General features: G+C 42.7%; 16 protein-coding genes and 12 pseudogenes. 15 read left to right on the plus strand and 13 right to left on the minus strand.

Features of this window, described 5'->3' with window-relative positions:
* Positions 1–200 precede the first annotated feature (200 nt).
* The 5 genes and pseudogenes from PKHYL_RS04640 to PKHYL_RS04660 form a co-directional block, all read right to left on the minus strand.
* A pseudogene (locus PKHYL_RS04640) lies at positions 201–489 on the minus strand (putative quinol monooxygenase).
* A 20-nt stretch (positions 490–509) separates the two neighbouring features.
* Positions 510–667: pseudogene (locus PKHYL_RS04645) on the minus strand (zinc-binding dehydrogenase); the annotation flags it as partial.
* Positions 668–707: 40 nt separating this feature from the next.
* The gene (locus PKHYL_RS04650) at positions 708–1781 is read right to left on the minus strand and encodes an IS3 family transposase (protein ID WP_240365295.1); all 1074 of its coding nucleotides are present in this window, start codon (positions 1779–1781) and stop codon (positions 708–710) included.
* A gap of 67 nt (positions 1782–1848) precedes the next feature.
* Positions 1849–2698, minus strand: a pseudogene (locus tag PKHYL_RS04655) (zinc-binding alcohol dehydrogenase family protein); the annotation flags it as partial.
* A gap of 71 nt (positions 2699–2769) precedes the next feature.
* A pseudogene (locus PKHYL_RS04660) lies at positions 2770–3511 on the minus strand (SDR family oxidoreductase).
* A 134-nt stretch (positions 3512–3645) separates the two neighbouring features.
* Between PKHYL_RS04660 and PKHYL_RS04665 the strand changes: the two are divergent.
* Positions 3646–4544, plus strand: a pseudogene (locus PKHYL_RS04665) (LysR family transcriptional regulator).
* A 259-nt stretch (positions 4545–4803) separates the two neighbouring features.
* On the opposite strand, the pseudogene PKHYL_RS04670 reads toward PKHYL_RS04665, so the two are convergent.
* The 5 genes and pseudogenes from PKHYL_RS04670 to PKHYL_RS04695 all read right to left on the minus strand — a co-directional run bounded on the left by PKHYL_RS04670 (position 4804) and on the right by PKHYL_RS04695 (position 8747).
* A pseudogene (locus PKHYL_RS04670) lies at positions 4804–5853 on the minus strand (zinc-dependent alcohol dehydrogenase family protein).
* A complete protein-coding gene (locus PKHYL_RS04675) occupies positions 5843–6838 on the minus strand; it encodes a zinc-dependent alcohol dehydrogenase family protein (protein ID WP_240366108.1) in 996 nt (331 codons plus the stop codon). The pseudogene PKHYL_RS04670 and the gene PKHYL_RS04675 overlap by 11 nt, the downstream one beginning before the upstream one ends.
* A gap of 259 nt (positions 6839–7097) precedes the next feature.
* A complete protein-coding gene (locus tag PKHYL_RS04680) occupies positions 7098–7805 on the minus strand; it encodes an NAD-binding protein (RefSeq protein ID WP_240366109.1) in 708 nt (235 codons plus the stop codon).
* Positions 7802–8490 (minus strand): annotated as a pseudogene (locus tag PKHYL_RS18550) (cation:proton antiporter domain-containing protein). The gene PKHYL_RS04680 and the pseudogene PKHYL_RS18550 overlap by 4 nt, the downstream one beginning before the upstream one ends.
* A gap of 110 nt (positions 8491–8600) precedes the next feature.
* Positions 8601–8747 carry a cation:proton antiporter domain-containing protein gene (locus PKHYL_RS04695; protein WP_240366111.1) on the minus strand — a complete coding sequence of 49 codons (147 nt, stop codon included), beginning with the start codon at positions 8745–8747 and terminating at the stop codon, positions 8601–8603.
* A 351-nt stretch (positions 8748–9098) separates the two neighbouring features.
* Between PKHYL_RS04695 and PKHYL_RS04700 the strand changes: the two are divergent.
* From PKHYL_RS04700 to PKHYL_RS18555, 3 genes and pseudogenes are all read left to right on the plus strand, one after another.
* Positions 9099–9218: pseudogene (locus PKHYL_RS04700) on the plus strand (metal-sensing transcriptional repressor); the annotation flags it as partial.
* Between the two features lie 142 nt (positions 9219–9360).
* Positions 9361–9675 (plus strand): putative quinol monooxygenase, encoded by a 315-nt coding sequence (locus PKHYL_RS04705; protein WP_058024906.1) that lies wholly within the window; start codon positions 9361–9363, stop codon positions 9673–9675.
* Positions 9676–10056: 381 nt separating this feature from the next.
* Positions 10057–10188 carry a DUF4172 domain-containing protein gene (locus tag PKHYL_RS18555; RefSeq protein ID WP_442966117.1) on the plus strand — a complete coding sequence of 44 codons (132 nt, stop codon included), beginning with the start codon at positions 10057–10059 and terminating at the stop codon, positions 10186–10188.
* Positions 10189–10844: 656 nt separating this feature from the next.
* Here PKHYL_RS18555 and nirD read toward each other — a convergent pair.
* Positions 10845–11192: a nitrite reductase small subunit NirD gene (gene nirD, locus PKHYL_RS04710; protein WP_240366112.1), complete on the minus strand. Its 348-nt coding sequence runs from the start codon at positions 11190–11192 to the stop codon at positions 10845–10847.
* An 89-nt stretch (positions 11193–11281) separates the two neighbouring features.
* Positions 11282–13865 (minus strand): annotated as a pseudogene (nirB, locus tag PKHYL_RS04715) (nitrite reductase large subunit NirB).
* Positions 13866–14589: 724 nt separating this feature from the next.
* Between nirB and PKHYL_RS04720 the strand changes: the two are divergent.
* The 9 genes and pseudogenes from PKHYL_RS04720 (at position 14590) to PKHYL_RS17210 (ending at position 23822) form a co-directional block, all read left to right on the plus strand.
* On the plus strand, positions 14590–14889 hold the full coding sequence (locus PKHYL_RS04720) for an MFS transporter (protein WP_240366494.1): 300 nt from the start codon (positions 14590–14592) through the stop codon (positions 14887–14889).
* Between the two features lie 168 nt (positions 14890–15057).
* Entirely contained in the window at positions 15058–15978 is a 921-nt protein-coding gene (locus PKHYL_RS04725) for an MFS transporter (protein WP_240366113.1), read from the plus strand.
* A 3-nt stretch (positions 15979–15981) separates the two neighbouring features.
* Entirely contained in the window at positions 15982–17322 is a 1341-nt protein-coding gene (locus PKHYL_RS04730; protein ID WP_240366114.1) for a PP2C family protein-serine/threonine phosphatase, read from the plus strand.
* Between the two features lie 35 nt (positions 17323–17357).
* Positions 17358–18071, plus strand: a complete 714-nt coding sequence (locus PKHYL_RS04735; RefSeq protein WP_240366115.1) for a serine/threonine protein kinase — start codon at positions 17358–17360, stop codon at positions 18069–18071.
* 65 nt (positions 18072–18136) lie between these two features.
* On the plus strand, positions 18137–18637 hold the full coding sequence (locus tag PKHYL_RS17195; RefSeq protein ID WP_269778253.1) for an FAD-dependent oxidoreductase: 501 nt from the start codon (positions 18137–18139) through the stop codon (positions 18635–18637).
* A 46-nt stretch (positions 18638–18683) separates the two neighbouring features.
* Entirely contained in the window at positions 18684–19577 is an 894-nt protein-coding gene (locus PKHYL_RS17200) for an NAD(P)/FAD-dependent oxidoreductase (protein WP_269778254.1), read from the plus strand.
* Positions 19574–22754: pseudogene (locus PKHYL_RS18560) on the plus strand (molybdopterin-dependent oxidoreductase). The gene PKHYL_RS17200 and the pseudogene PKHYL_RS18560 overlap by 4 nt, the downstream one beginning before the upstream one ends.
* 241 nt (positions 22755–22995) lie before the next feature.
* On the plus strand, positions 22996–23478 hold the full coding sequence (gene cobA, locus PKHYL_RS17205) for a uroporphyrinogen-III C-methyltransferase (protein WP_269778255.1): 483 nt from the start codon (positions 22996–22998) through the stop codon (positions 23476–23478).
* 26 nt (positions 23479–23504) lie between these two features.
* Positions 23505–23822 (plus strand): hypothetical protein, encoded by a 318-nt coding sequence (locus tag PKHYL_RS17210; RefSeq protein ID WP_269778256.1) that lies wholly within the window; start codon positions 23505–23507, stop codon positions 23820–23822.
* A gap of 292 nt (positions 23823–24114) precedes the next feature.
* Here PKHYL_RS17210 and PKHYL_RS04765 read toward each other — a convergent pair.
* Positions 24115–24189 (minus strand): annotated as a pseudogene (locus PKHYL_RS04765) (IS1 family transposase); the annotation flags it as partial.
* A 75-nt stretch (positions 24190–24264) separates the two neighbouring features.
* Here PKHYL_RS04765 and PKHYL_RS04770 point away from each other — a divergent pair.
* Together PKHYL_RS04770 and PKHYL_RS04775 are read left to right on the plus strand one after the other, a co-directional pair.
* Positions 24265–25096, plus strand: a pseudogene (locus PKHYL_RS04770) (cation transporter).
* 99 nt (positions 25097–25195) lie between these two features.
* Positions 25196–25339 (plus strand): hypothetical protein, encoded by a 144-nt coding sequence (locus PKHYL_RS04775; protein ID WP_178377961.1) that lies wholly within the window; start codon positions 25196–25198, stop codon positions 25337–25339.
* The last annotated feature ends 949 nt before the right edge of the window (positions 25340–26288 follow it).

Raw genomic sequence — 26288 nt, forward strand, 5'->3', positions numbered from 1 at the left:
GCGTTTCACTCAAAAAATAGGAGCTTATAGCTCCCATTTTTTGTTAGCTTTCTAAGTTTCTATGTTAATTTGAAGAATACTTCATCATAATGTCCAAATATAGTTAATCCAATTTGAGAGTGGTACAAGGCAGCCGAGTGCAGATGTATCTGTCATACTTCAAGCAAGGTTAACGCTGTAACGCTTTTATAGTGGATTGACTATACAGCTATATTTTTGATTTCTACAATATCACTTGATTCAATGAGCGATTGGATATTACTAAATAAACTTTGAATATAATCAGTGGCCATATGGATATCTAAATCCTCCCTGCTACGCCATTCTTCTAAGAAAAATATCTACTCGAGTCATTTTCGCTAATATAAAGCTCATATTTCAAGCACCCTTCTTCTTGAAGCGTAGGCTCTATTACACTTTTTAAAAGTGCTTCTAACGTCTCTTTTGATCTGATTTTGCCTTAAAGTTCGCAATTATTGAAATAGTCATCATTTCACCTTGAATTTGTTTTAGAAGTTTTCTAGTACAATTTTGCCTTTTGACTTGCCTGATTCAAGTAACTTATGTGCTTTTTCCAAGTTTGCAGCGTTAATATTGCCTAGATTTTGGTTAAGCGTACTTCTAATTTTTGCTGGTCAACCAATTGGGCAACCTGTTGCAATAGATTGTAAATACCCCATTCTTAACACAACATCATCGTAGAATTATTAAGCCACCTGCCTGTACTCAGCAGGTGTCATATCATTAAGTGAATCATGGGGTCTTTCGTTGTTATAAACCTTGATCCAGTCTTCAGTCAGCATATTGACCTCGTTTAAATTGTTGAAAAGGTAGCAATCTAAAACCTCATTGCGATAACTGCGATTAAACCGTTCAATATAAGCGTTCTGATAAGGACAGCCAGGCTCGATATAATCAATATAGATGCCATGAGCTGATGCCCAATCAGTGAATACCCTGGATGTAAACTCACTGCCGTTATCCACACGAATTTGCTTAGGATAACCATGCCACTCAGCCAGCTGATCAAGGTAGCGAATCACTCGGAGTGAGGGAATACTGGTACCAATATCAATGCCTAATACCTCACGGTTATAATCATCAATCACATTAAAGGTTCGAAAGCGAATATTGTTGTGTAGTCTGTCGCTCATGAAGTCCATTGACCATGTATGCCCCAATGCATTTGGCACACTTAGCGGCTGAGGGTTACGTGTTGGTAAGCGTTTTTTAGACTTGCGGCGTAGGTTTAAGTTTAACGCTGTATAAACTCGATGTACGCGCTTATGATTCCATGAATAGCCAAGCTTACGTATACGTTTAAAGCACTTTGGAAAGCCCCAGCGATTGTGCTTGTCAGTAAGCTCATTTAAGACATCAACAATCTCACTATCATCAAATAGCTTAGGCTTATAGTAGTAAGCGGTTCGACTCATGCAGACCACCTGACAACTCACTGCAATGCTGACATCATACTGCGCCTGTAATTCTTGCGCCCAGACTTTGCGCTCGGGTACAGGCGCTATAGCTTTTATGATCTCTTCCTGCATTTGCGCTTTGAGGCTTAAATCAGCATACATCTGTTTGAGCCTACGGTTTTCTTCTTCAAGCTCTTTTAATCGCTTAACATCAGAAGCTTCCATACCACCGTACTTGGAGCGCCATTTATAGAAAGTCGAGCTAGCAATCCCGTATTTACGGCACAGCTCTTTAGCAGGTATTCCAGCTTCTGCTTCTTTTAAAATGGATACTATTTGGGTCTCAGTCATTCGTTTGCTCATATCAAAACTCCTTATGGGTATTTTATAAGAAATTCTACGTTTGAGCTGTGTTATTTTAGGGGATAGTTACAAGATCACCTTGCTTTTCAATATCATCGGTTTCATACATTGAACGGGTGAACATCAACTCCCAATGGATAGAAATAGATTTAGTCTTAAACGGCATAATATCAAAGGTTTGTGGATCATCGATCAATCCAAGCTTGCCTTGTGGTGCAATCAGAGAAACTATTTGCTCGATATAGGTTTCTGTATGATTTGTAGAGAATACGTATTTTGGTTTTGCAATGCCTAGTGTCTCGATTTGTGCATTTAAATCTTTGCTATGATCAATGACATGGTCGGCACCAAGTGATTCCACCCAAGATTTCGTTTCTTCACGTGACGCTGTTGCTATAACAGTTAGATTTGTTTTTGCTTTTAGGAGTTGGATAGCGATTGATCCTACACCGCCTGCACCACCAATAATTAAAATACTGCCAACTTCTGTTTCTGAAATTTGAAGCCGATCAAACAGCATTTCCCACGCCGTTATGGCAGTTAATGGCAATGCTGCTGCTTCTGCATTAGATACTGTAGTTGGTTTAAGACTGATAATTCGTTCATCGACTGCTTGATACTCAGCATTACTACCATCTCGGGTTAAATCGCCAGCATACCAAACAGAATCTCCTACTTTAAACGAGGTAACTTTTGAGCCAACTTCAATAATTTCCCCAACGGCATCCCCAACCTAAAATACGATTATTTGCTTCAGACGAATTTTTTCTCACTTTGGTATCAACTGGATTCACAGAGATTGTCTGAACTTTTACCAGTACATCACGCTCTTTAAGCGTAGGCTTCGCTTTTTCAATATCTACCAATGAATTTTTAAAATCATCATGGTTGTTTATAACATAAGATACGGCTTTCATAGATTTGTCCTCAGCTTTAAAAAATAGGTAAAAATGGGAGCGAAGTGCTCCCATTTTATGTTATTCAATCATTAAAACTCTTGGCTCGTTGGGCGCAAAACAATCTCATTAATATCTACATCCGCAGGCTGTTCAATTGCATAAGCAATTGCTCGAGCGACTGAGTCAGATGGTATGGCTTGTTTGTAGAAATCAGTAACAAACTCTGAACTCTCTTTATGAGAAGAACCGAATTTTAGTTCTGACTCAATTGCACCAGGCTCAATAGTAGTCGTTCTAATTGTTTCTCCAACTTCATGACGAAGGCCTTCTGAGATGGCTCTTACAGCAAACTTAGTACCGCTATAAACAGTACCTCCTGGACTAAATACTTTTACCCCTGCAACAGATGAGAGGTTAATAAAGTGTCCAAAGTTTTGTTTTTGGAAAACAGGTAGGGTAGCTGCTATACCATAAAGAACACCTTTAATATTAATGTCGATCATACGATCCCATTCATCAACTTTTAACTCACTTAATGGTGCAATAGACATCAATCCAGCATTGTTTACCAATACATCGATTTGACCAAATGCGCTTAATGCCTTTTCAATAAGTGCTTGCACTTCATTTGGCTTGGTTACATCCACACCAATAAATTCAGCTTGACCACCTTCAGCACGAATGTCTTGAACAATAGCCTCTAATTTTTCAGTACGTCTAGCACCAATGACAACCTTTGCACCTTTTTTTAGCAAGTAAGCGAGCAGTAGCTTCACCTAAACCACTACTTGCACCAGTGATAACAATAACTTTATTTTCTATATTATTCATACAAGTAACCTTTAACCTATCTGTCAATTATATTGGAGGGTTAAGTATTGCAGCCTTGTTAGGTATAATAAATGAATAATATTATCTTTCAGAATTCCTATTTACGGAATAATTACCATAACACAGGTTTGGACATGCAGAACAAATTAGAAATGATGCGTATCTTTTGTGTCGCAGCAGAGTCTCGAAATTTTAAAGAGGCAGCAACTCAGTTGGGTATTTCCCCTCAGGTAGTGACACGGGCAATAAAAGAGCTAGAAGAGCAGCGCGGAGAGATTCTGTTTTACAGGAGTACTCGACAAATTAAAATTACCGCTGATGGTGAGCGTCTGGCAAAGCAAGCACGTCTTGCAGTGGAATCGATTGATGCTTTGCTTGTAAAAGACACCAAGGAAAAACGAGATGAAATGCGTGGGACTGTCCGCCTTACTGTGTCGTCTGTGTTAGGGCGTAAATTGGTAGTACCTGCACTAGCAGAATTTGCCACACGTTATCCAGATATTGTCGTGGATTGTGTGCTAACAGACTCACACTCGGATGTGATCGATGAGCGGATAGATATCGGGATCAGATTTGGATTTTTGCCGGACAATCGATATGTGGCAAGGGAATTGGCTAAAGTGAAATTTTATTCTGTGGGTACGCCAGAGTTAATTGATAAGGTTGGAATGCCCAAAAAATTATTGACCTTGATAAATACCCTCTAACAGCACTATTCGATCATAAAACAGGGCGTTACTGGCCATGGACATTCACCGAAAGTCGAAGCTTTACGCCATCAAAGCCCCGTTTTATTACAGATGATCTAGAAGCTGAATTTCAAGCTATTCTCGCTGGAGTTGGATTCGGACACATGCCTGGATTTCTAGTTTTGCCGTGGCTTAGGAGTGGTAAGCTCATTCATATACTTCATGAGGAAACCTCTCCCGTTTGGCGTCTGTATTTATATCGTCCACAGCGGGGCCCGACACCTTTGCGAATCCGAGCATTGTTTGATTACTTAGTGGAAGTGCTGGGCCATATAGAAACCTAAATCAGATAAGACCATCATGTATCTAGGGCGTGTAGAACATTCGACCATGGCACTGACAGCGACTATTTTTAGGCGATTCGAGGTTAAAAATAATAAGTTTAGTCATTCTAAGCGCTTATTTTTAACGATGAAGCGGCAAAAAGAGTCCTGTCCCCCTGCTTTTATCGTTGGGGCTGATGCTAAAATTGCCCCATACTGCGTTACAAATCTCGCTAAGGCATCTGCATTATCGTCGCTTTGTGCCTTGTCTGGAACAATTTTAGCAATCAGCAGTGCCTATTTGCGAATGTTCAACACGCCCTAGAGTAACTACAATTTTTCCTATTTGCTGATTTGATTCAAGATAGCGCTGAGCGTCATGCATGTCCTCAAAGTTAAAGCAACGGTCGATCACTGGACGAAGATATCCTGCACCTATACTGCTCAGAATAAATCGTCTGGCTTGCTCCCCTTAGAACAGGGTCATGGAGAACCTCAAGGAACAAAAAACCTCGCATGGTTAAGCTCTTGCGTAATGCAATTTTAAGGGGAAATGGTGTATTCTCCGGGCTAAGTGCACCATGCATAACCATAGTTCCTGCCACAGACATCGCTTTTGCAATCTGTTCGATATGTGGCCCTCCTACAGCATCGAAGGCGACATCAAGATGTTCTCCACCCAAACGTAAAACAAGCGCCTCATACAAATCTGGTTCATCTTCACTGGCTATAACATCTTTAACACCGAGATCCAGCAAACGTTGCTTTTTCTCTATCGTCTGTGTACTTGCAATGACCTTAGCACCCGCTGCTTCAGCTATCTGTATCGCAGCCAGTCCTACGCTACTTGAAGCTGCTGTGATCAAGATCGTTTTTCCTTTCGATAATCCACCGGCATGGATTACACCACCCCAAGCCGTCAAATACTGCATCCAGATTGAAGAAGCTTCTTCCCAGCTTAAGCTATCGGGTTTGTGAACTAAAAATTTTCTGGAATCAGAAGCTTGTCCGCATATGTCCCATATTTGGCGAGATTGTCAGTAGGAAGAATCGATACTGCATCTCCTGGAGAAAATTGGCGTACACCTTCACCTACCGCAAGAACTATGCCTGCTCCCTCATATCCCAGACGAGAAGGGAATACTGCCTTTTGAATATAAGTACCACGCCGAAACATTACATCAGCTCGGTTGAGTCCGATCGTTTTCATCTGTATTAGAACTTCTCCTGCGGCTGGTAAAGCAACAGGAAGTGTTTCTAATGTCAGAACATCTGTATCTCCAATACAATTGAAGCGCCAAGTCTTGGCCTGAAGTGCGTTAAATGACATCGATAACTACCTTAATATTGGCAGAGCGATCTTGAACAGCATCATGAGCCTCAATCGCTTGGTCTAGAGTAAAATGACGAGGATCAACAATAGCACGCAGTTTACCTTCCTCAACGAGACGAGTCGCGGTCTTAAGGACATCACCATGATGAGCACGGCGATTGCCTGTTAACGTCGGCATTAGGACGAATACGCCAGACACTGTGGCACTCCGTAGAGATGAATTCGCTAAATTATGATTGCCAAATGCAGCACAGCTGGTGATGTGGCCATAGTGAGTCGTCATGGAAAGTGACGCTTCGAGTACTGGACCACCCACAGTGTCGTAAACAATGTTAAAACCTTGACCCTCAGGGCTTGCAGCAATAATGTCATCGGAAGATGCTGTTGTGTAATCGAGAGGTGTTGCACCGAGTTCTGAAATCAGTGATTGATCAGCTGTACGACCAGTCGCCCAAACATTTGCATCAAGTGCTTTTGCAAGCTGAACCGCCATATAACCAACGCCACCAGCACCACCTTGAACAAGTACAGTTTGCCCTGGTTGGACCTTCGCACTATCCACTAAACCTTCCCAAGCGGTGAGGAACGTCAATGGTAGTACTGCTGCCTCGCGCATAGAGATATTCCGTGGCTTTAATGCGATCAGATCAGCATCTACCGCAACATATTCTGCTAAAGATCCTTGAAGACCACGAACGCCACCAATCAGACCGTAAACTTCATCTCCGACGTTGAAGTGAGTGACACCTTCACCAACAGCAGTTACAACTCCAGCCATATCCGTGCCTAACACGGCAGGAAGCTCTGGCATAGCATATGGTGCTTCACCAAGACGAATTTTATAATCAATAGGGTTTACACCACTGGCATGAATACGTACTAGAACTTGCCCAGCCTCTGGTTGAGGTATAGGGAGTTCTACACGTTTAAATTCATGATCACCGAAATTTTCTAGGATAAGCGCATTCATCATCTTACTCATAGTTGTTCCTTATTTTTAACTGGGGAATGATATGCACAATACCAAAGTAAATTAATCCAATAAATGATATTTATAGGATTTAATAATTCCTAAATAATGAATAATAAATATTATCTGCTCACTAAAGAAGTGGGGTTCAGCAGATGCTTACCAAAAAAAAAGAGATCTACACAGACCTCTTTTTTATTTGGGTTTAATACGTGAAATTATTGTTGAGTGCCATCTTCATTTAGAATTTTCCCTGTGTGCTTTGGTTTAATTAAAGGTGCAGTCGGACGCGGTCCTGTATATTGCAAGCCGATACCAGCATAGACATCATCTGCTGCAATTTCAGTTCCAAAACGTTTTTGTCTAGTTCTCGGATTTCTTGGCTAATTTCTTCAATATTACTCTGGTCAACACCCAGCTCTTCTAAAATTGCACCGCCAAATAGCATTGCCGACTCGAAGGTTTCGCGTATCATGTAATCCACATTTTGTTTTACTAAATGCAGCGCATGCTCACGGTCATAAGAGCGAACCAGTAACTTGGCCATAGGAAATTCATGTTGCACCAACTCTACAATCTTATTCGTCGTTTCTTTGTGGTCTACGCAAACAACAATGGCTTCAGCCGTATCTGCTCCAGAGGCATGTAAAATATCTAAACGAGAACCATCGCCATAATAAATTTTAAATCCAAATCTTTCAGCGTTTTGAATCATGTCGATATCATTATCAATGATGGACACATCAATGCCTCGAGCAAGCAATAATTGACTGGAGACTTGTCCAAAACGACCGAAACCAATCATCAGTACTTTTCCAGAAAGTCCTTCAGCAACACGGACATTTTCTAAAGAAGTTTGTTCTTTAGTTTGGATAAAACGTTCAAACAGAATGCCAACAATCGGGGTCAAAATCATCGACAAGATTACAATTGCAGTCAGGTTTGAGCTTTCCTCAGCACTAATGATTTGGGCACTCAAGGCGGCAGCAAAGAGTACAAAAGCAAACTCCCCCCTTGAGCCATTAGTAATGCGCGATCGAGTGCTTCAGAGTGTGAACTTTCGGCCAGGCGTGCAGTCAGATAAATGATGGATGCTTTGACAAACATCAGCAGAATTACAGCACTTAAAATTAACGCCCAGTTATTTTTTATGACGTTAAGGTCTAATGACATGCCGACACCTAGAAAAAATAATCCGAGCAATATGCCACGAAACGGTTCAATATCTGCTTCAATCTCATGGCGAAAAGTGGATTCGGAGAGTAATACCCCTGCAAGGAATGCCCCATTGCCATCGATAAGCCACTAACTTGCATCAGTAATGCTGCGCCGAGTACCACTAAGAGTGCTGCTGCAGTCATGACTTCACGGGCTTTGGCTGCGGCTAATAAACGAAATAAAGGGTTAAGCAACCAATAGCCTGCAGCGATTAAACCTGCAATTGATATTAAACCAATCCCAATGCTCTGCAAACGCGCAGAAGTACTTTCAACAACTTGATTCGGTGCGATAAAAGCGACAATTGCCAATAAAGGGACAATCAATAAATCTTCAAACAGCAGGATCGAGACAATTTTTGTCCTCGTGGTTGAGCAATGTCTCCACGATCTCCCAAAAGTTGCATCACAATTGCAGTCGAGGTGAGTACAAAGCCTGCAGCACATACAAAACTCACCTGCCAAGAATAGCCATAGGCCAAGCCTACCGCCATTAGCCCCAATGAACCGGCACTAATCTGTAATGTGCCTAATCCAAAAATTTCTTTTCTTAAACTCTATAAATACGATGGACGCATTTCTAGTCCAATCACAAACAGATACATCACAATACCAAGCTCAGCAACATGCAGAATGGACGCAGAATCGTAGAAAAACGCTAATCCAAATGGACCAATAATTAATCCTGCAATTAAATATCCCAATACCGAGCTTAATCCTAGGCGCTTGATTAAGGGGGACTGAAATCACTGCCGCTGTGAGCAGTATGACAGGGGATAGAAGGTTGATAGATGTGGCTTCTGCACTCATATATTTCTCAGATTTTGTATAGAGTTTGTTGACACTTCAAATATAGAAAGTAGATTCAAAACACAAGTGCAACAGGTTTGTAGTTAGTTGAAACAGTTAATCACTATACCCGAATTTCAAGTAATCAATGGGATAATTTTATCACTGCATTTGAAACACTACCTAAATTTTTAAGGTTTATAAAAAATATTCCTTTTTTATACTATGGGGTACATTAGTATTAATGCTAGAAATAAGGAGGTCTGATGCCTAATGAGGTTGAAGACAAAAAGATTCTTCTACGCGTCAGAAAGATCAAAGGTCCGACGCAAGCGATTGAGAAAGCGTTAGAAGACAATGTGGAATATGGTGCAATTCTGCAACAATAGCATTATGTCGAAATAAAAACCCAGATTTTGGCTCAGCTATGGGAAATTTTTTTAACTTTTATATAACAAAACTGTCTAACATGCATATATTAGGAATGTCAGAATCAGTTTTAATTCTAATAATTATGGAGTTTTAGTTATGCTTAAAACAGCTTTATATGTCCGTCTTGAAGCTAAACCGGGTAAAGAGGACGAAGTGGAAGCTTTCCTTAAAGGCGGTTTACCTATTGTAATGGAAGAACCTGCGACAGTTGCGTGGTTTGGCCTACGTCTTGGACCTACAACATTTGGTATTTTTGATGCATTTCCTGATGAGGCGGGTCGCCAAGCACATTTATCTGGCAAGGTTGCAGCTGCTTTGATGGATCAGGCCGATGAGCTATTTTCAGAGCCACCGTCTATTGAAAAAGTAGATGTTTTGGCTAGTAAACTACCAGGTCATACCGACGCTTAAATGTATGAGGGTGCTGCCTGAAATTTTGAATGAAAGGCAGCACTCTCTACCATGTCAAGGTAGGTCGACCAAAGTACAGATTATGACGGTGTTTTACATGTACTAATATGTATAGCCTGTAGGTATTGTGTGATTAAATAATCGCGATGTAAGTTATAGTTTAATAAAATCTAACTCGTATTTGGGCACTATATTTTTATAGTGTTTTTACCTCTACTCAAGCCCTTCTCAGAACAAAAAAACTATGTTTGTTCGTTGAGAGTCTATTCTTATTACGCTGCTATTATCGTTTTTGAATTTCTACGTATTGTTTCTACTGCTTATTCTCTGCATGATATAAGGAGATTGCTGTTCTAATCTCTGCATATCTCTGGGGAACGTATGAAGCATACTACTTATATTCATGAGCAATCAAATTGGGCTGAATGGCAATGGTCGGACAAGAAGCTATTGCCATTCGTCAGTCGTGTGCGGATATTACAAGGCCATTTATTAGGAAAAACTCACCACTAAAAAATGGGCGACCATGACCAAGTGTTCTATAGACACGGCACTAAGAGATATTAATGATTTAATAGAGAAGGGTATGATGCAAAAATCTGGGGCATCGGGACGCAGTACGAGTTATGAGTTGGTTTTATGATAAAAACTATATTGTTCAAGTCTGCTATGGCAGCAATAAAGTATACAAATAAGCGGTAATAGAGACAACCCATTCAGTGACATAATATGAGTGGTTCCATTATGAAGGTCTAAAATATTCGATACGATAAGGAAGTCTTAACTTTATGAGAGGGTTGCATCTACAAGATCTTCTTTGTATGTACAGGGGACCAACATAGAGCTCAAGCTGATTGCTCAAGATGATAAAAGCGCTTAGACTTTGTTATACATCTACTGTGCAGTTATTGGTTGTAGAAAATAAAGCAAGATATCTTACTCCTATGTGATAAATGTGCATTATCATTTTAGTGTTTATTTATAAATGGTCACAAATAGCTTTTCTAGTCTTGTTTAATATCGATAACTTCCTAGCAGATATCAGTTTTATTAATTTATTAGGGAATGACAAAAGGTTTGATGAAGAATAAAACGGCCTTCGACTCTTAAAGCCGAAGGCTGCTTAAATAGTCTAGAAGGTAGTATGTGCTAGACACACAAATACCTAGTTATATTTTACGATGACATCGCTCCCCCTCAAGCTCGACTTTATACGTGTCGAGTATAATGTTTTCATCATCTAAGCATTGACCTGTGACAAGATTAAAGCGCTGCTTATAAATAGGTGAGGCGACATATAGCACATTTTCAGCAGAGCCATCCTCGTTGGTAATAGTCGTGCCGCCAATCAGACCTCTAGACAAGACGTTGGCTTGACTGAACGGATCATAATTATCAAGCGCAAATAACTGTGTCTGCTTGGTACAAAAAATAGCCACTTGTTTTCCGTTTACGAGCGCACAGACACCTGTTTCGGGAATAATATCATTGATTTTGCACACAGTGAGCTGAGCCATCAGAAGATCCTTAATAGTAAAATATAAATGAGACCAATAACAAAAATATTATTTAGCGTCTAATATTAATAGACGCCGACACGTTAAGATTACGCCAATTCGGTCACTTTTATTTGCGTCTTTTCCATGTCGGTTGCAGGGCGAATCTGCTCTCGCTCAGTGACGAATACCACATTGTCATCGCCTTGCTCACTATTAACAAAATGACGGAAACGTTTGAGTTTTTCGCTATCAGTAATGGTGGCTTTCCATTCACAAACATAGTTGTCGATGAGTAATTGCATCTGTGACTCTAGCTCCTCAGCGATACCTAAACTGTCCTCAATAATGACTGCCTGTAGATACTCAAGTCCACCTTCAAGGCTCTCGCGCCATTTGGATGTACGCTGAAGCTTATCTGCGGTCTTGATATAAAACATGATAATACGGTCGATATATTTGACAACTGTATCCGTATCAAGATCCGTTGCGAATAGCTCGCCATGACGCGGGGTCATGCCACCATTACCGCAGACAAAGAGATTCCAGCCTTTTCAGTGGCAATAATTCCAAAATCTTTGCTTTGCGCTTCAGCGCACTCACGGGTACATCCAGATACGCCCATTTTTATTTTGTGTGGTGAGCGTACGCCTTTGTAGCGGTCTTCTAGTCTAAGTGCTAAACCCACACTGTCATCGACACCGTAGCGACACCAGTTGTTGCCCACACAAGATTTCACTGTACGCAGAGATTTACCATAAGCATGGCCCGTCTCAAATCCAGCATCTACCAGTTGTGTCCAGATATCGGGCAGTTGGTCTAAACGTGCGCCAAATAAGTCGACGCGCTGACCGCCAGTGATTTTGGTATATAGATTGAACTCTTTGGCGACTTGTCCGAGTATGATGAGTTTATCCGCAGTGATTTCACCGCCAGGTACGCGCGGCACGACCGAATAAGTGCCATCTTTTGAATATTGCCTAGATAGTAATCGTTGCTGTCTTGCAGTGGCGTGAGTTCGGGTTTGAGTACATAATCATTCCAGCAAGAGGCCAAAATAGAGGCAACGGTTGGTTTGCAAATCTCGCAGCCATGACCACTACCGTGCTCATCTAATAGCGCATCAAATGTCTTAATGCCTTGTACTCGAATCAAACTATACAACTCCTGACGCGAGTAAGCAAAATGCTCACACAGATCATTATTGACTTCAAAACCAAGCGCGGTTAGTTGATAACCTAATGTGTCTTTCACCATGGGCGCACAGCCACCACAGCCTGTACCGGCACTGGTACATGATTTTACCTCTGCCATGGTATAGGCACCGTCTTCAACGGCGGCACAAATAGCACCTTTGGTGACGTTGTAACAAGAGCAAATCGTGGCGCTATCGGGCAGGTTCTCGATACCCATGGTGGGTTTTTCTACGTTGGGTAGGATCAGGCTTTCAGGATGGGTAGGCAGGTCAATATCGTTTAGAAATAGCTGCAAGAGATTGTTGTAATCCTCAGTGTCACCTACCAATACAGCGCCCAGTAGCCGCTTATTATCCGCTGTGGTTACCAGTTTTTTATAGATACCCTCAGCAGGGTTTTGGTATAAATAGCTCAAACTGTTTTCTGTTGCACCGTGCGCATCGCCGATACTGCCCACATCTACACCCATCAATTTGAGCTTGGTGCTCATGTCAGCGCCTGTAAAGGTCTGAGCGTGATCGCCTGCAATTTGAGCGGCGCAAATACTGGCCATGCTATAACCTGGCGCGACCAAGCCAAAAACGGTGTTGTCCCATACGGCGCACTCTCCAATGGCATATACATTCGGGGCATTGGTACGGCAGGCTTCATCAATCAGAATACCGCCACGGGTGCCGATTTCAATACCGCATTCAGGGTTGCTTTTGATAATGCCATCTTGCGGACGAATACCCGCACTAAAGACGATCATGTCGGTATCTAATGAGGTATCATCAGCGAACTGCATGGTTAAATGACACGATGCTTCATCCGATAGGGTATTGTCGATAATGGCCTTAGTATTTTTACCTGTTAGTACTTTGACGCCAAGGCCTTCAATTTTACGCTTTAAAATATCACCGCCAGCAGCATCGAGCTGTACACCCATCAGCTGAGGCGCAAACTCGACTACGTAAGTCTCTAATCCTAGTGTGACTAGGGCCTTGGCTGCCTCAAGGCCAAGCAGGCCACCCCCGACCACAACACCTTTTTTGACTTTTGGCTTCTCAGCAGTACTGAGAATATCATCCAAATCTTTAATCGTACGATAGACATGACAGTGCGGATGCTCGCGCCCTGGAATTGGCGGCACAAACGGATAGGAGCCTGTTGCTAATACCAATTCAGCATAGTCTATCTGGGTACCGTCTTCCGTGCTGATACATTGATTGGCGGCATCGATGTTTGTGATTCGCTGATTGAGATGCAACTGAATCTGCGCATCCTCATACCTGCTCAAGTCCACTAAGTTTAGTTTACTCACATCTTTATGTTCAAAATAGCTCGATAGATACACCCGGTCATAAGCTGGGCGATCCTCTTCAGCAAATACGTGAATCTCAAACTGATCGTGTAAGCCTTGCTCTATGGCTCGCTCGATAAAGTGATGTCCCACCATACCGTTACCAATCACCACTAATTTAGCTTTATTCATCGTACTTACTATAGTGCTACTCATATGCCTATCCTCAGTAATGGGTTTGCTTAAATACTTTCATCTAATGTCCCATCCAAAAGTCGCAAGTTAATTTTTAGATGGTTCAATGATAGATAGTCGTTAATACTTAGATGCCTATAACTATTAAGCCCTCAATAATCGTGCCAAACACAATTAATGACATTCAATTATCGAACCCTTATATAGTTAAAAAATATGTAGCCTTACCAGTTTATAAGGTCATGCCAGTACTTTTGGCGATACTATTTTCTGTTATAAGTAGTTGCTTAACATAATCTTTTTAGCAACTATCATTTATATTCTATGCACCAAAATAGTTGCGAAAATGCACCAAATTGGTTTCGATTGTCACTTTAAAGGTGCATCGCTTACTTTACTTAGTCGAGAGGTAACTTAGTTTTATCTAAGCAATATTATTTAATTGGGATGCCTTTAGAGCCATCTGGTACAAAGCGTAGCCCTATTAAAAAAGATGATGTTTTATATCTATGTCAATTTTATATTTGCAGCTGGCACATCCATTGCACTCTCTTAATGGTCGCAACTGATAAGTTCCTGACTCATAACGTGTTTTTTATAACTTTAATGTTAGCCATTTGAGGAAATCGTCTATGCCTTTATCGAAACCTGATGTGCCAAATAAAAACAACCTGAATATCTTTTCTTTTAGCGGTAAAAACAAAATTCTCCATCTTGGGTGGATGGCGTTTTTTTTCACCTTTTTGTGTGGTTTAACCATGCGCCATTCTTATCTGCGATTGGAGAGAGTTTGAACCTCACCAAAGACCAGGTAAAAACTTTATTGATATTAAATGTTGCCTTGACTATCCCAGCTCGGGTCATCATTGGCATGTTGACCGATCGCTTTGGTCCTCGGCTTGTTTACACTGCAATTTTAGCCATTGGGGCAATTCCCTGTTTCACCTTCGCTTTTGCACAAGACTACAATACGCTAGCCCTATCACGCTTTTTTATTGGGTTTTGTTGGTGCAGGGTTTGTGGTTGGCATTCGTCTCATGAGTGACTGGTTCCCTGCCAATGAGCTGGGTACAGCTGAAGGTATCTATGGGGCTGGGGAAATTTCGGCTCTGCCGCCGCGGCACTGCTACTACCGACAGTCGCTATTGCGGCCGCTGCCGTCTTTGGCGGTGAGGAAGGTTGGCGTTATGCAACGGCTACCTCAGGGATGGTTATGCTGCTCTATAGTGTGATTTTTTATAAGATGGTACGTGATACCCCTAAGGGCGCCACATATTTCAAACCTAAAAAATCTGGTGCCATGATGGTGACTTCATCAGGTGACTTCTGGCTCATGATGGTATTTAAACTGCCTATGTATTTGGCATTGGGCTTATTGGCGTGGAAATTATCACCAGCTGGTGTGAGTTTGCTGAGTCAGGCAAGTGTCAACATTGTCTATATTGCGTTGGTGGTGTTATATGTTTATGAATTTATCAGTAGTTATCGTTTTAATAAGGAAGTATTTACCACACCTGTGCCAAAAGCTCACCGATATGACTTTAAGCAAGTCGGTATTTTGAATATTTTATACTTTGCGACTTTTGGCTCAGAGTTGGCCGTGGTATCTATGTTGCCGCTTTTTTATCAAGAGACTTTTAACTTATCGATTGTCATGGCAGGTGTCTTGGCATCAAGCTACGCCTTTATGAATCTGATGTCGCGTCCTGGCGGTGGCTGGTTGAGTGATAAATTCGGTCGTAAAATCACTCTTTTGATTCTCACCGCAGGTTTGGCTGTTGGTTATCTGTTGATGGGTATCGTTGACTCTTCATGGCCGATCGCGCTTGCGCTGTTGATTACTATGTTCTGCTCTTTCTTTGTACAGGCGGGTGAGGGTGCGGTGTTTGCTGTGATTCCTTTGATTAAACGTAGTATGACCGGGCAGTTTGCAGGGATGACAGGCGCCTACGGTAACGTCGGGTCAGTGATCTATTTGACCGTACTAAGTCTGGTATCGTATCAGGTGTTTTTCTTTGTGATTGCTGCAACGGCTGTGGTTGGCTTCTTGGCGCTGTTTTTATTAAAAGAGCCTGAAGGCGTCATCATTGAAGAGATGCCAGATGGCAGCTTTGCTCAAATACAAGTGAGCTAAATTATGCATGAGAGCGTCAAACAAGCGCCTAAACAAACAAATCAAGTAAGCAGCCATGATGCGGACGTTGCATTGTGGCTGCCTGATTTTTTTACGATGGCAGGACGCAAAGCTGATAATCAAGATAGCCTACTCATAACGACCTGCCTACCTTATGGGTTTCCATCGTTATCATCGTCAGCGTTTCATGGGGCTCATCCCTCTTTTACAGCGCCTTTATTGGTGCTGATGGCTGATGGAGTCAGTGCTTGCCAGTTTCCCAAACAAGCCAGTCAGTCAGTGATAAACACGGTGACACACCATATCACCTCAAAACTTGCAGAGATGGTACAGACAGATAGGGTGCAAGCAAATGAGATATCAAACGAATCTCAAGAGCAATCGCCAAATCTACTACACCGCTTTGATGACGATCAAGTTGCCATCGTGATTAAGGAGGCGGTGCACCAAGCCAATGATGCGCTTTATTTCCCGCAAGCGTATGAGCGCCTGCCAGCTTTATTATCGACTTTATCAGGATTGCTCTGCATAGGCGACCGTATTCATCTGTTTCATACGGGCGATTCTCGTATCTATCGTATCGGTATCGACAGTATGGTGCTATTGACCAAAGACCATCATATCCACCACGGACGGGATAAAGGAGCCCTGTCTGCTGCTATCGGTGCTGACACACGAGTGGAGCTGCAACAATCTGTGTTCACTTTGCACCAAAACGAGTGTTTGGCGCTCATGACCGATGGGGTTTATGAGTCAATTACGCCAGCAGAGTTACAGTTTGAGCTGTGTGCTGCGGTACAGGCCATGCACCAATCAGTGGCATGTCCCAATCAAATCATCGACCATCTTCAGATGAGCCAGCGTTTATGTGAGCACGCCTTTAGCGAGGGTAGCCACGATAATCTCAGTGTAATCATGCTCGGTATGAACGATGAAATCATAAAGAGTAAAACGCACCGAGAAACAGATAACGGCATTGCGCTTGATCAGGGTGTGGATAGCGACAGTAGTCACGCTCAGGATATCAATCACTATCGCTTACCAACGGGCTTGGCAGTAGGGGCACAGATTGATAATTTTGTGGTCAAAAAAATCATCGCGCGTACGGCTCGCAGTGAGGTGTATTTAGTAGAGGATAACGACCAGCATGCATTTGTTTTGAAATCGCCAAGTCTCAATGTCATTGCTGATGGGCATTATCTACGTGAGTTTTTAAAGGAACGTAAAATCGGTTTGAGCCTGTCCAAGCACAAACGTATTGGTGAGCCCGCTTACAATCAAGTGAACCCCAATAGCGTATCCTCCCATGATCCGCTGTTAACCAGTGATGTCTCTAAAAACTGAATGCTACTTTCAATGCGTCTAATGCGTCGGGGCTTTTGCGCTACTACCCAGTGCCTGCCAGTAGCACTTATTTATATCATTTAACGGAATATATCGAAGGGAAGAGCCTACGAGTTTTTATGGATCGTCAAGCCCCTTGTGATATTTGGCAAACTTACGATTTACTCACTAAGATCGGCATGGCGGTCCGTGTGATGCATCGAAACTACCTACTGCATCAAGATATCAAGCCTGAAAATATATTATTAACTCAATCAGGTGCGGTCAAGTTAATCGACTTTGGCTCTGCTAGCTCCTCCATACTAAAGGACAGTACGCGTCCTCCTAATGGCGATTTGCACTACGCTGCACCAGAATATTACACCGATGCCCCAAAAGGCGTGCATTCTGATTTGTTTTCCATTGCCGTGATTGGTTATGAGTTACTTACAGGTGAGCTACCATTTAGCTCGCAAGAGTTGATGAACCCATCCGCCTCACTGATCGTACCTGCCGAGCGCCTGCGTCAAAACCGAGTGCCCGCTACCAGCCAGCAAGCGTTGATGCGTGCACTACACTCTAGTACGCAGGCAAGGTATCAAGCGATTGGCGAGTTCTTACAAGACTTTAATCCCGATAATAGTAACAATACCAGAGACCCTGAACCGCTGATCATACGTCATCCCCTTATTGGTTTGGCACAGCATTTGCTTTATTCAATTTGTCATTATCATATCGTTGCTGATTTATTTTTCATAAAACCTTGTTAAACGTAAATAGTACGACAAGCCATTTTACTCAACGCTGCGTGTTGCGGCTAAGGAATGATTTTCCTATGTCACTTGATTCACCAGAACCAAACCATACTGCTTTCTCTACCAATGCTTCTTCTAGACGTCAGACTACTGCGGGCATCGTTATTATAGGCGCTGGGATGGCAGGCAGTCGTTTTGCCATTGAGCTGGCACGTGCCCAGCAGCAAAGCAGCCAAGAAAAAGGCGCAGCTCATTTACCCATCACGCTGATTAGCAAAGAACCGCAAGTGGGCTACAACCGTATCATGCTGTCACCCGTACTCTCAGGAGAGTCGGTTTTTGAAGAGACATATTTATACGAGCTAGCAGAATATGAGCAATTGGGTATCACGGTATTGGCTGGCACGTCGGTAGATGCAGTCGAAACCAATCAGCAGTGTGTCAAATTGAGTGATGGACAAACCCTGGATTATACCGAGCTGGTGCTTGCTACTGGCTCACAAGCTCGCGTCATCCCTTTGCCAATCATGATGCTAAGGGGGTTCATGTATTTCGAGAGATTGCTGATGTGCAGGTATTGACGGAGTACGCGCGCCAAGCAAAAAGGGTCTTGTCATTGGTGGCGGGGTGCTGGGTCTGGAAGCCGCTTGTGCTTTGGCATCTCAAGGGGCAGATATGACAGTGGTTCATGTCGATAGTCATGTTCTCAACCGACAGCTTGATATGCCCGCCGCTCATCTGCTACAAGCAGAGCTCTTCAGTCGAAGTGTCAAGCTGGAGGTGTTAGCCAACACAGAATGTATTACGGTCAATGATCAACACGAGGTTAATGGTCTGTTGTTAAAGGATGGCCGCACACTGCCAGCAGACTTTATTGTCATGGCCGTTGGCGTCATCCCCAATACGACACTGGCCCAGCAAAGTGGTCTTGAGGTTAACCGAGGTATCCTCGTAGATAACTTTATGCATACGAGCTGTCCTCATGTCTATGCGATTGGTGAGTGTATAGAACTGGATGGTGAGCTGTTCGGTATGGTAGCCCCTGTCAACCAACAGGTGGATACTTTGGTTTCTGTCCTAAAAGAGTCGAGCGTCTCAAGTAGTAGGAGACTTAGTAGTGACTCACGAATAACCGAATACAAAAACCACTGGCGTCCCTTTATCAGCAAGCCTTTATCTTTAAAATTAAAAGTATCTGGCATCGCCGCTTTTTCAGCAGGTCAGATTGCTTTTGATGATATTGAAATGGCACAGATAGAGCGCGTGGTTTATCAGCAAACGAGCCTCGATCATTATCTTTGTCTCTATATTAAAGCAAGCAAACTTATTGGCACGGTACTATACGGTGATGTGAGTGAAAGCGGGTTTTATAGTCAGCTGATCACTGATGGCAGTGACATATCCTCGATAAAAGAAGACCTTATCTTTGGCGAAGCCTATTGCGATGTAGAGAAAATAGAAGCAGCTGAGCCCGAATCTGCCGTGCCAAGTGACGCACACCTAATAGGAGAGGCCTCATGAGCAGCACCATCTTAAATGACGATCAAGCCCTCAGTGTCGTACCGTCCTCTCGCATTACAACTTACACTGAGGATTTGATCAGTCCTATTCGTACCACTTGTCCTTACTGCGGCGTAGGCTGCGGCGTACTAGCAAACATCGATGAGGCAGGTGTAGTCAGCGTGACAGGCGATCCTGAGCATCCAGCAAACTTCGGGAAACTCTGCTCAAAAGGCAGTGCATTGGCACAAACATTGGGCACTGAACGCAGGTTGACTCAGCCTTATTATCAAAACAAACAGCGAACAATAGCAAAAGGACAACCGACAGATACGCAGCCTGCCGCGTGGGAGGCAGTATTGGATGATATTGCCAGTCGTTTGAATAACACTATCGTGACACACGGGCGTGACAGCGTAATGTTTTATGTGTCAGGGCAGCTGCTTACTGAGGATTACTACGTTGCCAATAAGTTCATTAAAGGCTTTATTGGTAATAATAATATCGATTCCAATTCGCGTCTTTGTATGTCCTCAGCGGTTGCAGGGCATAAGCGTGCTTTTGGTGCAGACTTAGTGCCTAGTAATTATGAAGATTTAGAGTCTTGTGATTTATTGGTGCTGGTGGGCTCCAATATGGCGTGGTGTCATCCTATCTTATTCGGACGGTTTTTAGCCGCCAAAAAGCGTGATCCTAATAAAAAACTAATCGTGATTGATCCGCGTCGTACTGATTCTTGTGAATTTGCTGATTTGCATTTACCCATCGCTGTTGGCACGGATACGCACTTATATAACGGACTGCTGCATTATCTTGAGCAAGAAGGCTGTGGTGATAAAGACTATCTTAAGCAGTGTCATGATGTTAAGCCCGCCTTAGAGGCCGCAAAAACATGGACGATTGATAAAGTGGCGACGGCATGTGGTATCAGTGCGGATCTGGTACAGGAGTTTTATGCGCTGGTTGCTGCAAATGATAAAACCGTCACGGCATTTAGCATGGGTGTCAACCAATCTGCAAGTGGTACCGACAAGGTCAATGCCATTATCAATACTCACTTGTATACTGGGCGAGTGGGCCGAGTAGGTGCAAGTCCGTTTTCACTCACCGGTCAGCCAAATGCGATGGGCGGGCGCGAAGTCGGTGCATTAGCTAACCTGCTTGCCGCGCATCTAGACCTAGACAACGAGCAGCATCGTCATTTGGTGGCTGATTTTTGGCAAGCGCCGCAACCGCTTGCCGCAGAAGTTGGGGTAAAAGCTTGCGATGCTGCTGATGCCATACTAGATGGCCGTATCAAAGCCATCTGGATTATGGCGACCAACCCTGTCGTCAGCTTGCCTGAGGCTGATAAGTTTCGCCGCGCATTGGCTACCTGTGATTTGGTGATTGTATCTGACTGCTCCGTCGACAGCGATACGGTTAAGTGTGCAGATATTGTTTTGCCTGCACAGGGTTGGGGGGAGAAATCAGGCACAGTGACCAATTCGGAGCGCCGCATCTCGCGCCAGCGGGCGTTAATGCCTGCACTCGGACAAGCAAAGCCTGACTGGTGGATACTGTCGCAAGTCGCTAAACGCATGGGTTTGGCAGGGTTTGATTATCAGCATGCTAGGGATATATTTAATGAGCATATCGCTCTGACAGCTTATAGAAATGATACCAGCCAAGATGTATCAGAAAACAATCAACCGCGCCATCTTAATTTAGCAAAAGATCTTTCGCCAATGGTGGTAGGGGCGATAGCATCGATAGAGGAAAGCCTAAACCATCTTAAGCAGCAAAATAAAAACGTATTCTCTTTCAGTCACGACGCATATGATGTCATGACACCGTTTCAGTGGGGCGGCGCACGTATTACACCTAGCAAAACGAAATTTATTGCCATTACGCCTCCCAGTCACGCCAGTATACCCAATAGGCATACGCAACGATTGAGCTCGAAAAGCGCTGATAGTAAAAAAAAATAACAGCAGTCATACGTTTCATCAGGATAGCTCAGGAGCATTAAATCTACGGCTGATTACAGGTAGGCTTCGCGATCAATGGCATACGATGACGCGCACAGGACTTGCACCGCAGCTCAACCAACACGAGTCTGTACCAACGCTCACCGTGCATCCAAATGATGCCAAGCAGCTCGGTGTTGACCAAGGCGATTATGTACAGCTACGTCCCTGCTATGAGAAAAACTTATCAATAAATAGCCAGCCGCCGCGTACGGTCGCGAGCACCACTACAAACAGTCAGGTGCTCGCGCAAGTTGCTATCAGCGACAGTATGAGTGCAGGTGATGCCTTTATGCCGATGCATTGGAGCAACGCCTTTGCTCGTTTTGCTCGCGTAGGCACGCTGATCCCAACAGTCGTTGATCCGCATTCAGGACAGCCTGAATTAAAAAATTCTGCAATCAGCGTGATGCCTGTGCCGATGAAAACTTATGGCAAGATTTTGGTGCATCCTGATCTACAAGACACCATAATAGTGCATCTGCGTGAGACTTTAATGGATTTTGAGAAAGAGCCTGAGGATCAAGGAGTGCTGATACCTTCTTCTGATACAAATACAGCTTCTGAAAGATCAAACTCATTACCCGCATTGACATGGAGTTTAAGTCGTCAAACCAATAGCGTCTTGATTACTTTAGCCAGTCCTGTAGACAAAGTCATCAGTAAACTGCTTGATCCTGATTATTGGCAGCACTTTATCAATACTTATCAAGCATCTCTCACCGATAAATCGATCAATAGTGCCTTTACTTGCAGCAAGCAAGCAAAGCAGCTTCGCTTCGTCTCGACGCAGGTAGAGGCAAATACTAAAGTGATAGATCGGGCATCGATTAGTACGTCAAAGTCTGACATACCAAGCGATCAGCTACTGCTCAGCATTTGTTTTGCGCCGCAAGTGGCGCAGCTACCCAGTATGCATTGGCTTAACAATTGCTTTGCCAGTACTGATGCGATACCAGAGAATCAACGCTATAAGTGGTTGCTGGCAGGTCGTCCAGCGACAGGGTATGTTGATCCAGGTGCATTAGTATGTTCATGTATGGCTGTTGGAGAGAATATTATTATCGAAACAATTACCAAGCAGCAGTGTATGAGTGCCCACGCGGTTGGAAAGGCATGCCGAGCAGGGACTAACTGCGGTTCATGTGTGAGTCAAATTAATGCCTTGATCGATAGGTATGCGTCTTAAGTAGTGCTTGTTGCAAAGTTTGATCGTTAATATGGCATAGGGCTTGCACCGTATTTTATATGCTCTTCTTTTCTTAGGTATGCCATTGTTAGGTGCAGAGTTGCGCGTTATTAACAGTGTTATTAGGAGTTATTACCATGACTGATTCATCTACCTTTATTGCCGCATTAACTTCACAAAATTTACCCAATATAAATTGTCATATTAGAGTGAGCGATGAGCCATCAGGTATAGAAAAAATGTGAAAACGGGCACGGTACATTTGGTTGGTGCAGGTTCTGGCGATCCTGAGCTACTCACGTTAAAAGCATTACGAGTAATGCAAAAAGCAGAGGTCGTACTCTATGATAGTTTAGTTTCAGAGGATATCTTAGATATGTGTGCGCTGACGGCAGAGAAGATATTTGTCGGTAAGCGCCGTGCCAATCACGCACTACCACAAGAAGGTATCAATGAGCTACTGGTCAAACACGCGCTAGCAGGCAAAACGGTCGTTAGGCTCAAAGGTGGCGACCCCTTTATATTTGGACGCGGCGGAGAGGAGCTGCAAGAAGTGGTGCGTCATGGTATTCATTTTGAATCTATTCCTGGTATCACTGCTGCTAGTGCGGCCGCAAGTAGAGCAGGTATTCCCTTGACACACCGTGATCATGCGCAAGCCGTAAAATTTGTGACCGCTTGCAAAAGTTGGGCGCACCTAATAATGACTACGATGAACTCTTAGACAGTACGCAAACGGTTGTCTTTTATATGGGGTTGAATCGACTAGATGAGATGACTCAAGGGCTAATTGCCGCAGGGCGCGACAGTAATACACCTTTTGCTGTGATTAGTCATGCCAGTTTGCCAACGCAGCAGCTTCTTATCGGTACGCTTGGTAATATCGCGGAGCAGCAAGCTGAGGCAAAATTACCAACACCTGCGCTATTGATTATGGGTGATGTGGTTAATTTATATCATGAGTTTGCAAACTACAACCTTGGTGCGTTAGGCACAAGTACCTTTATTGACGTTCAAAACGTTGTTAGCAGTCATGATTTAGTCAGTAATTTGGAGGTTGTCACGTAGGATAGAAGCATACTAGTGCCAAGCGATAATAGTGCTTAGCACTTTTATAGTATGTCAGCGCAAATATAGTATGTCAGCGCAAACACTTAAACAGGGTAATGACTACTACAAAATACTAAAACGCATGTAAAAAGTAGACGATGTAATAAAAAGAGTATGATGCAAGGTACGATGACTTTGGATACATTAAGAGTTAGTTCAGCAGACTGGTATAAGTGGTTCCATTATACCAGTCTGTTTTAAGTAGTCTATTAATAGGTTCAAAGGGTTAAATAGCTGGTTCCCTTGGAGCATAGCTTTTGAAACCATTTTTCTTTATATTGTCACTTAGACAGGCTGGACATTTGATGTATAGTGTCATTTGCATTTCACTATTTATCAATTTCTCAGCCTGTTTTTTCCAGCCTACTTTTTGAACCACCACCCGGATATAAATGTAGCTATGAATAAAACAACTTTTAAAATATCGAAGATGGACTGCCCTTCGGAGGAAAACCTAATCCGAATGAAATTAGAGGGCCACTCGAATATTGAACATCTTGAGTTCGACATTCCTAACCGTCAATTAACTGTGTTTCATCATGACAATATAGAAGGGATAGAGACTGCTATTCATGACCTAAAATTAGGAGACACCCTACTCTCGACCGAAACCATTGACCCCTCTGATCCCAACAATAATTTTAAAATTGATGCTGACTCTAGTCACAAAAAGATGCTGAGCAAAGAAAGCTACTATGGATAGTGCTGGTCATTAACTTTGCTTTCTTTATTATTGAAATGAGCACGGGACTGATTTCTCGTTCGATGGGGTTGGTCGCCGACAGCTTAGATATGTTAGCAGATAGCTTCGTGTACGGAATTAGCTTATTTGCGGTCGGTGGAACGGTCATTAAGAAAAAACGAATTGCCAGAATTGCCGGATATTTTCAAATTACGCTAGCGATTCTTGGTTTTTTAGAAGTGCTAAGACGTTTCTTTGGCAATGAGCAGTTACCTGACTTTTCTACCATGATAGTCATATCGATTCTTGCGCTAATTGCAAACTCGATTTGCCTCTATTTACTACAAAAATCGAAAAGCAAAAAGAAGAAGCCCATATGCAAGCCAGTATGATTTTCACTTCAAACGATGTGATTATCAATTTAGGGGTAATTGTTGCAGGGATTTTGGTTAATTGGTTACACTCTAGTACGCCTGATTTGATTATTGGTAGCATCGTATTTGCTGTAGTTATTCAGGGCGCCTTTAGAATATTGAAGTTGAGTAAGTAGCCAAGCCTAATAACTGAAGCAAATAGCTCAAGTAAGTAGCTTAATTAAACCGCTAAGTGTAAAGTAACTGGGTTTGAAGCAAATAAACATCATAAGGATATGAGACCTCAAGCAATGATTGAACAAACTTTAAATCTAGTCACCACCAAAGACCATCAGCAAGTTGCCGTTTGGCGAATAATAGATGATGAAGTCTTTGATAAGAATCTGGGAGACCTTCCTAAATTTTGTGTAAGTATTTAATCTAAACGTCAGTTACACAGAATCTGGGATGGTCTCTTCAAGTCCCTCACTAGCGCACCGATCATAGATAGAATATCTATGGTAAGTACATCATGAAGTACACTGTGGCTATCTCAGCAAGTTGAAACCTTAATACCATTAGCTCACAGCCAAAGGTTCAAGTCCTCACTAGGGTACTGTATCCTTTTCACTCTATAAAATCCATAAAACGCCAAACCCAGTAATAAAAGAATGCTATAAATATAATAAAACCCGTATTCATATACGTATTCATACCCTTTATAGTGTCTAAAGTCCCCTGATAAGTGATTACCTCATTAATTTCAGCTTCGACATCTTCCACATTAAGACTTACCATCTGTCTAATTCCATTATGAAACCCTAGAAAATCTTTCTGTATATACCACCCTATCACGGCTTTTTTTACCTTCAATAGGTTCTAAATATTTTTGCCAAAACAAGAGGAGTCAGTGTCAAAAGCTGAATAGCTGCACCCATATACTTCTTTACGGTTAAGGTCATTGAGATCTAATAACATAAAAATGTGATTTCCCTCACCAACATTCAAACTACCTACAATACCTTCACTATAATTAAGCTCAGACTCTAAAGGGAAGTCTCTACCTTGCCAACTCAGTATTGCCCAAGCTATTAGCGATATCCAAGTTAATAGCAGAATGACTATTTGAACTTTTCTAGTTAATGTTAATACTTTGAATTGCTTCAGTCGTCTTGTTAAGTGTCTCACTCAGTATCAAGCCCTTTTACCAAATCTGCCATTAAATCCTTATCCGTTTGTCTGCTCAAAAATCCAACAGATTATCGGCTGTATATTCCCTTAAACCGTCTAATGAATCCCTTCTCTAAAGCATCTACAAGAACAGCACCCAGTAGTATTTTTTTGCTGTGTTAGCTTCTTATCTAATTTCTGTTTTTCTTCTAAATCACC

The sequence above is a fragment of the Psychrobacter sp. KH172YL61 genome (assembly GCF_007182895.1).
Taxonomy (GTDB): Bacteria; Pseudomonadota; Gammaproteobacteria; order Pseudomonadales; family Moraxellaceae; genus Psychrobacter; species Psychrobacter pacificensis.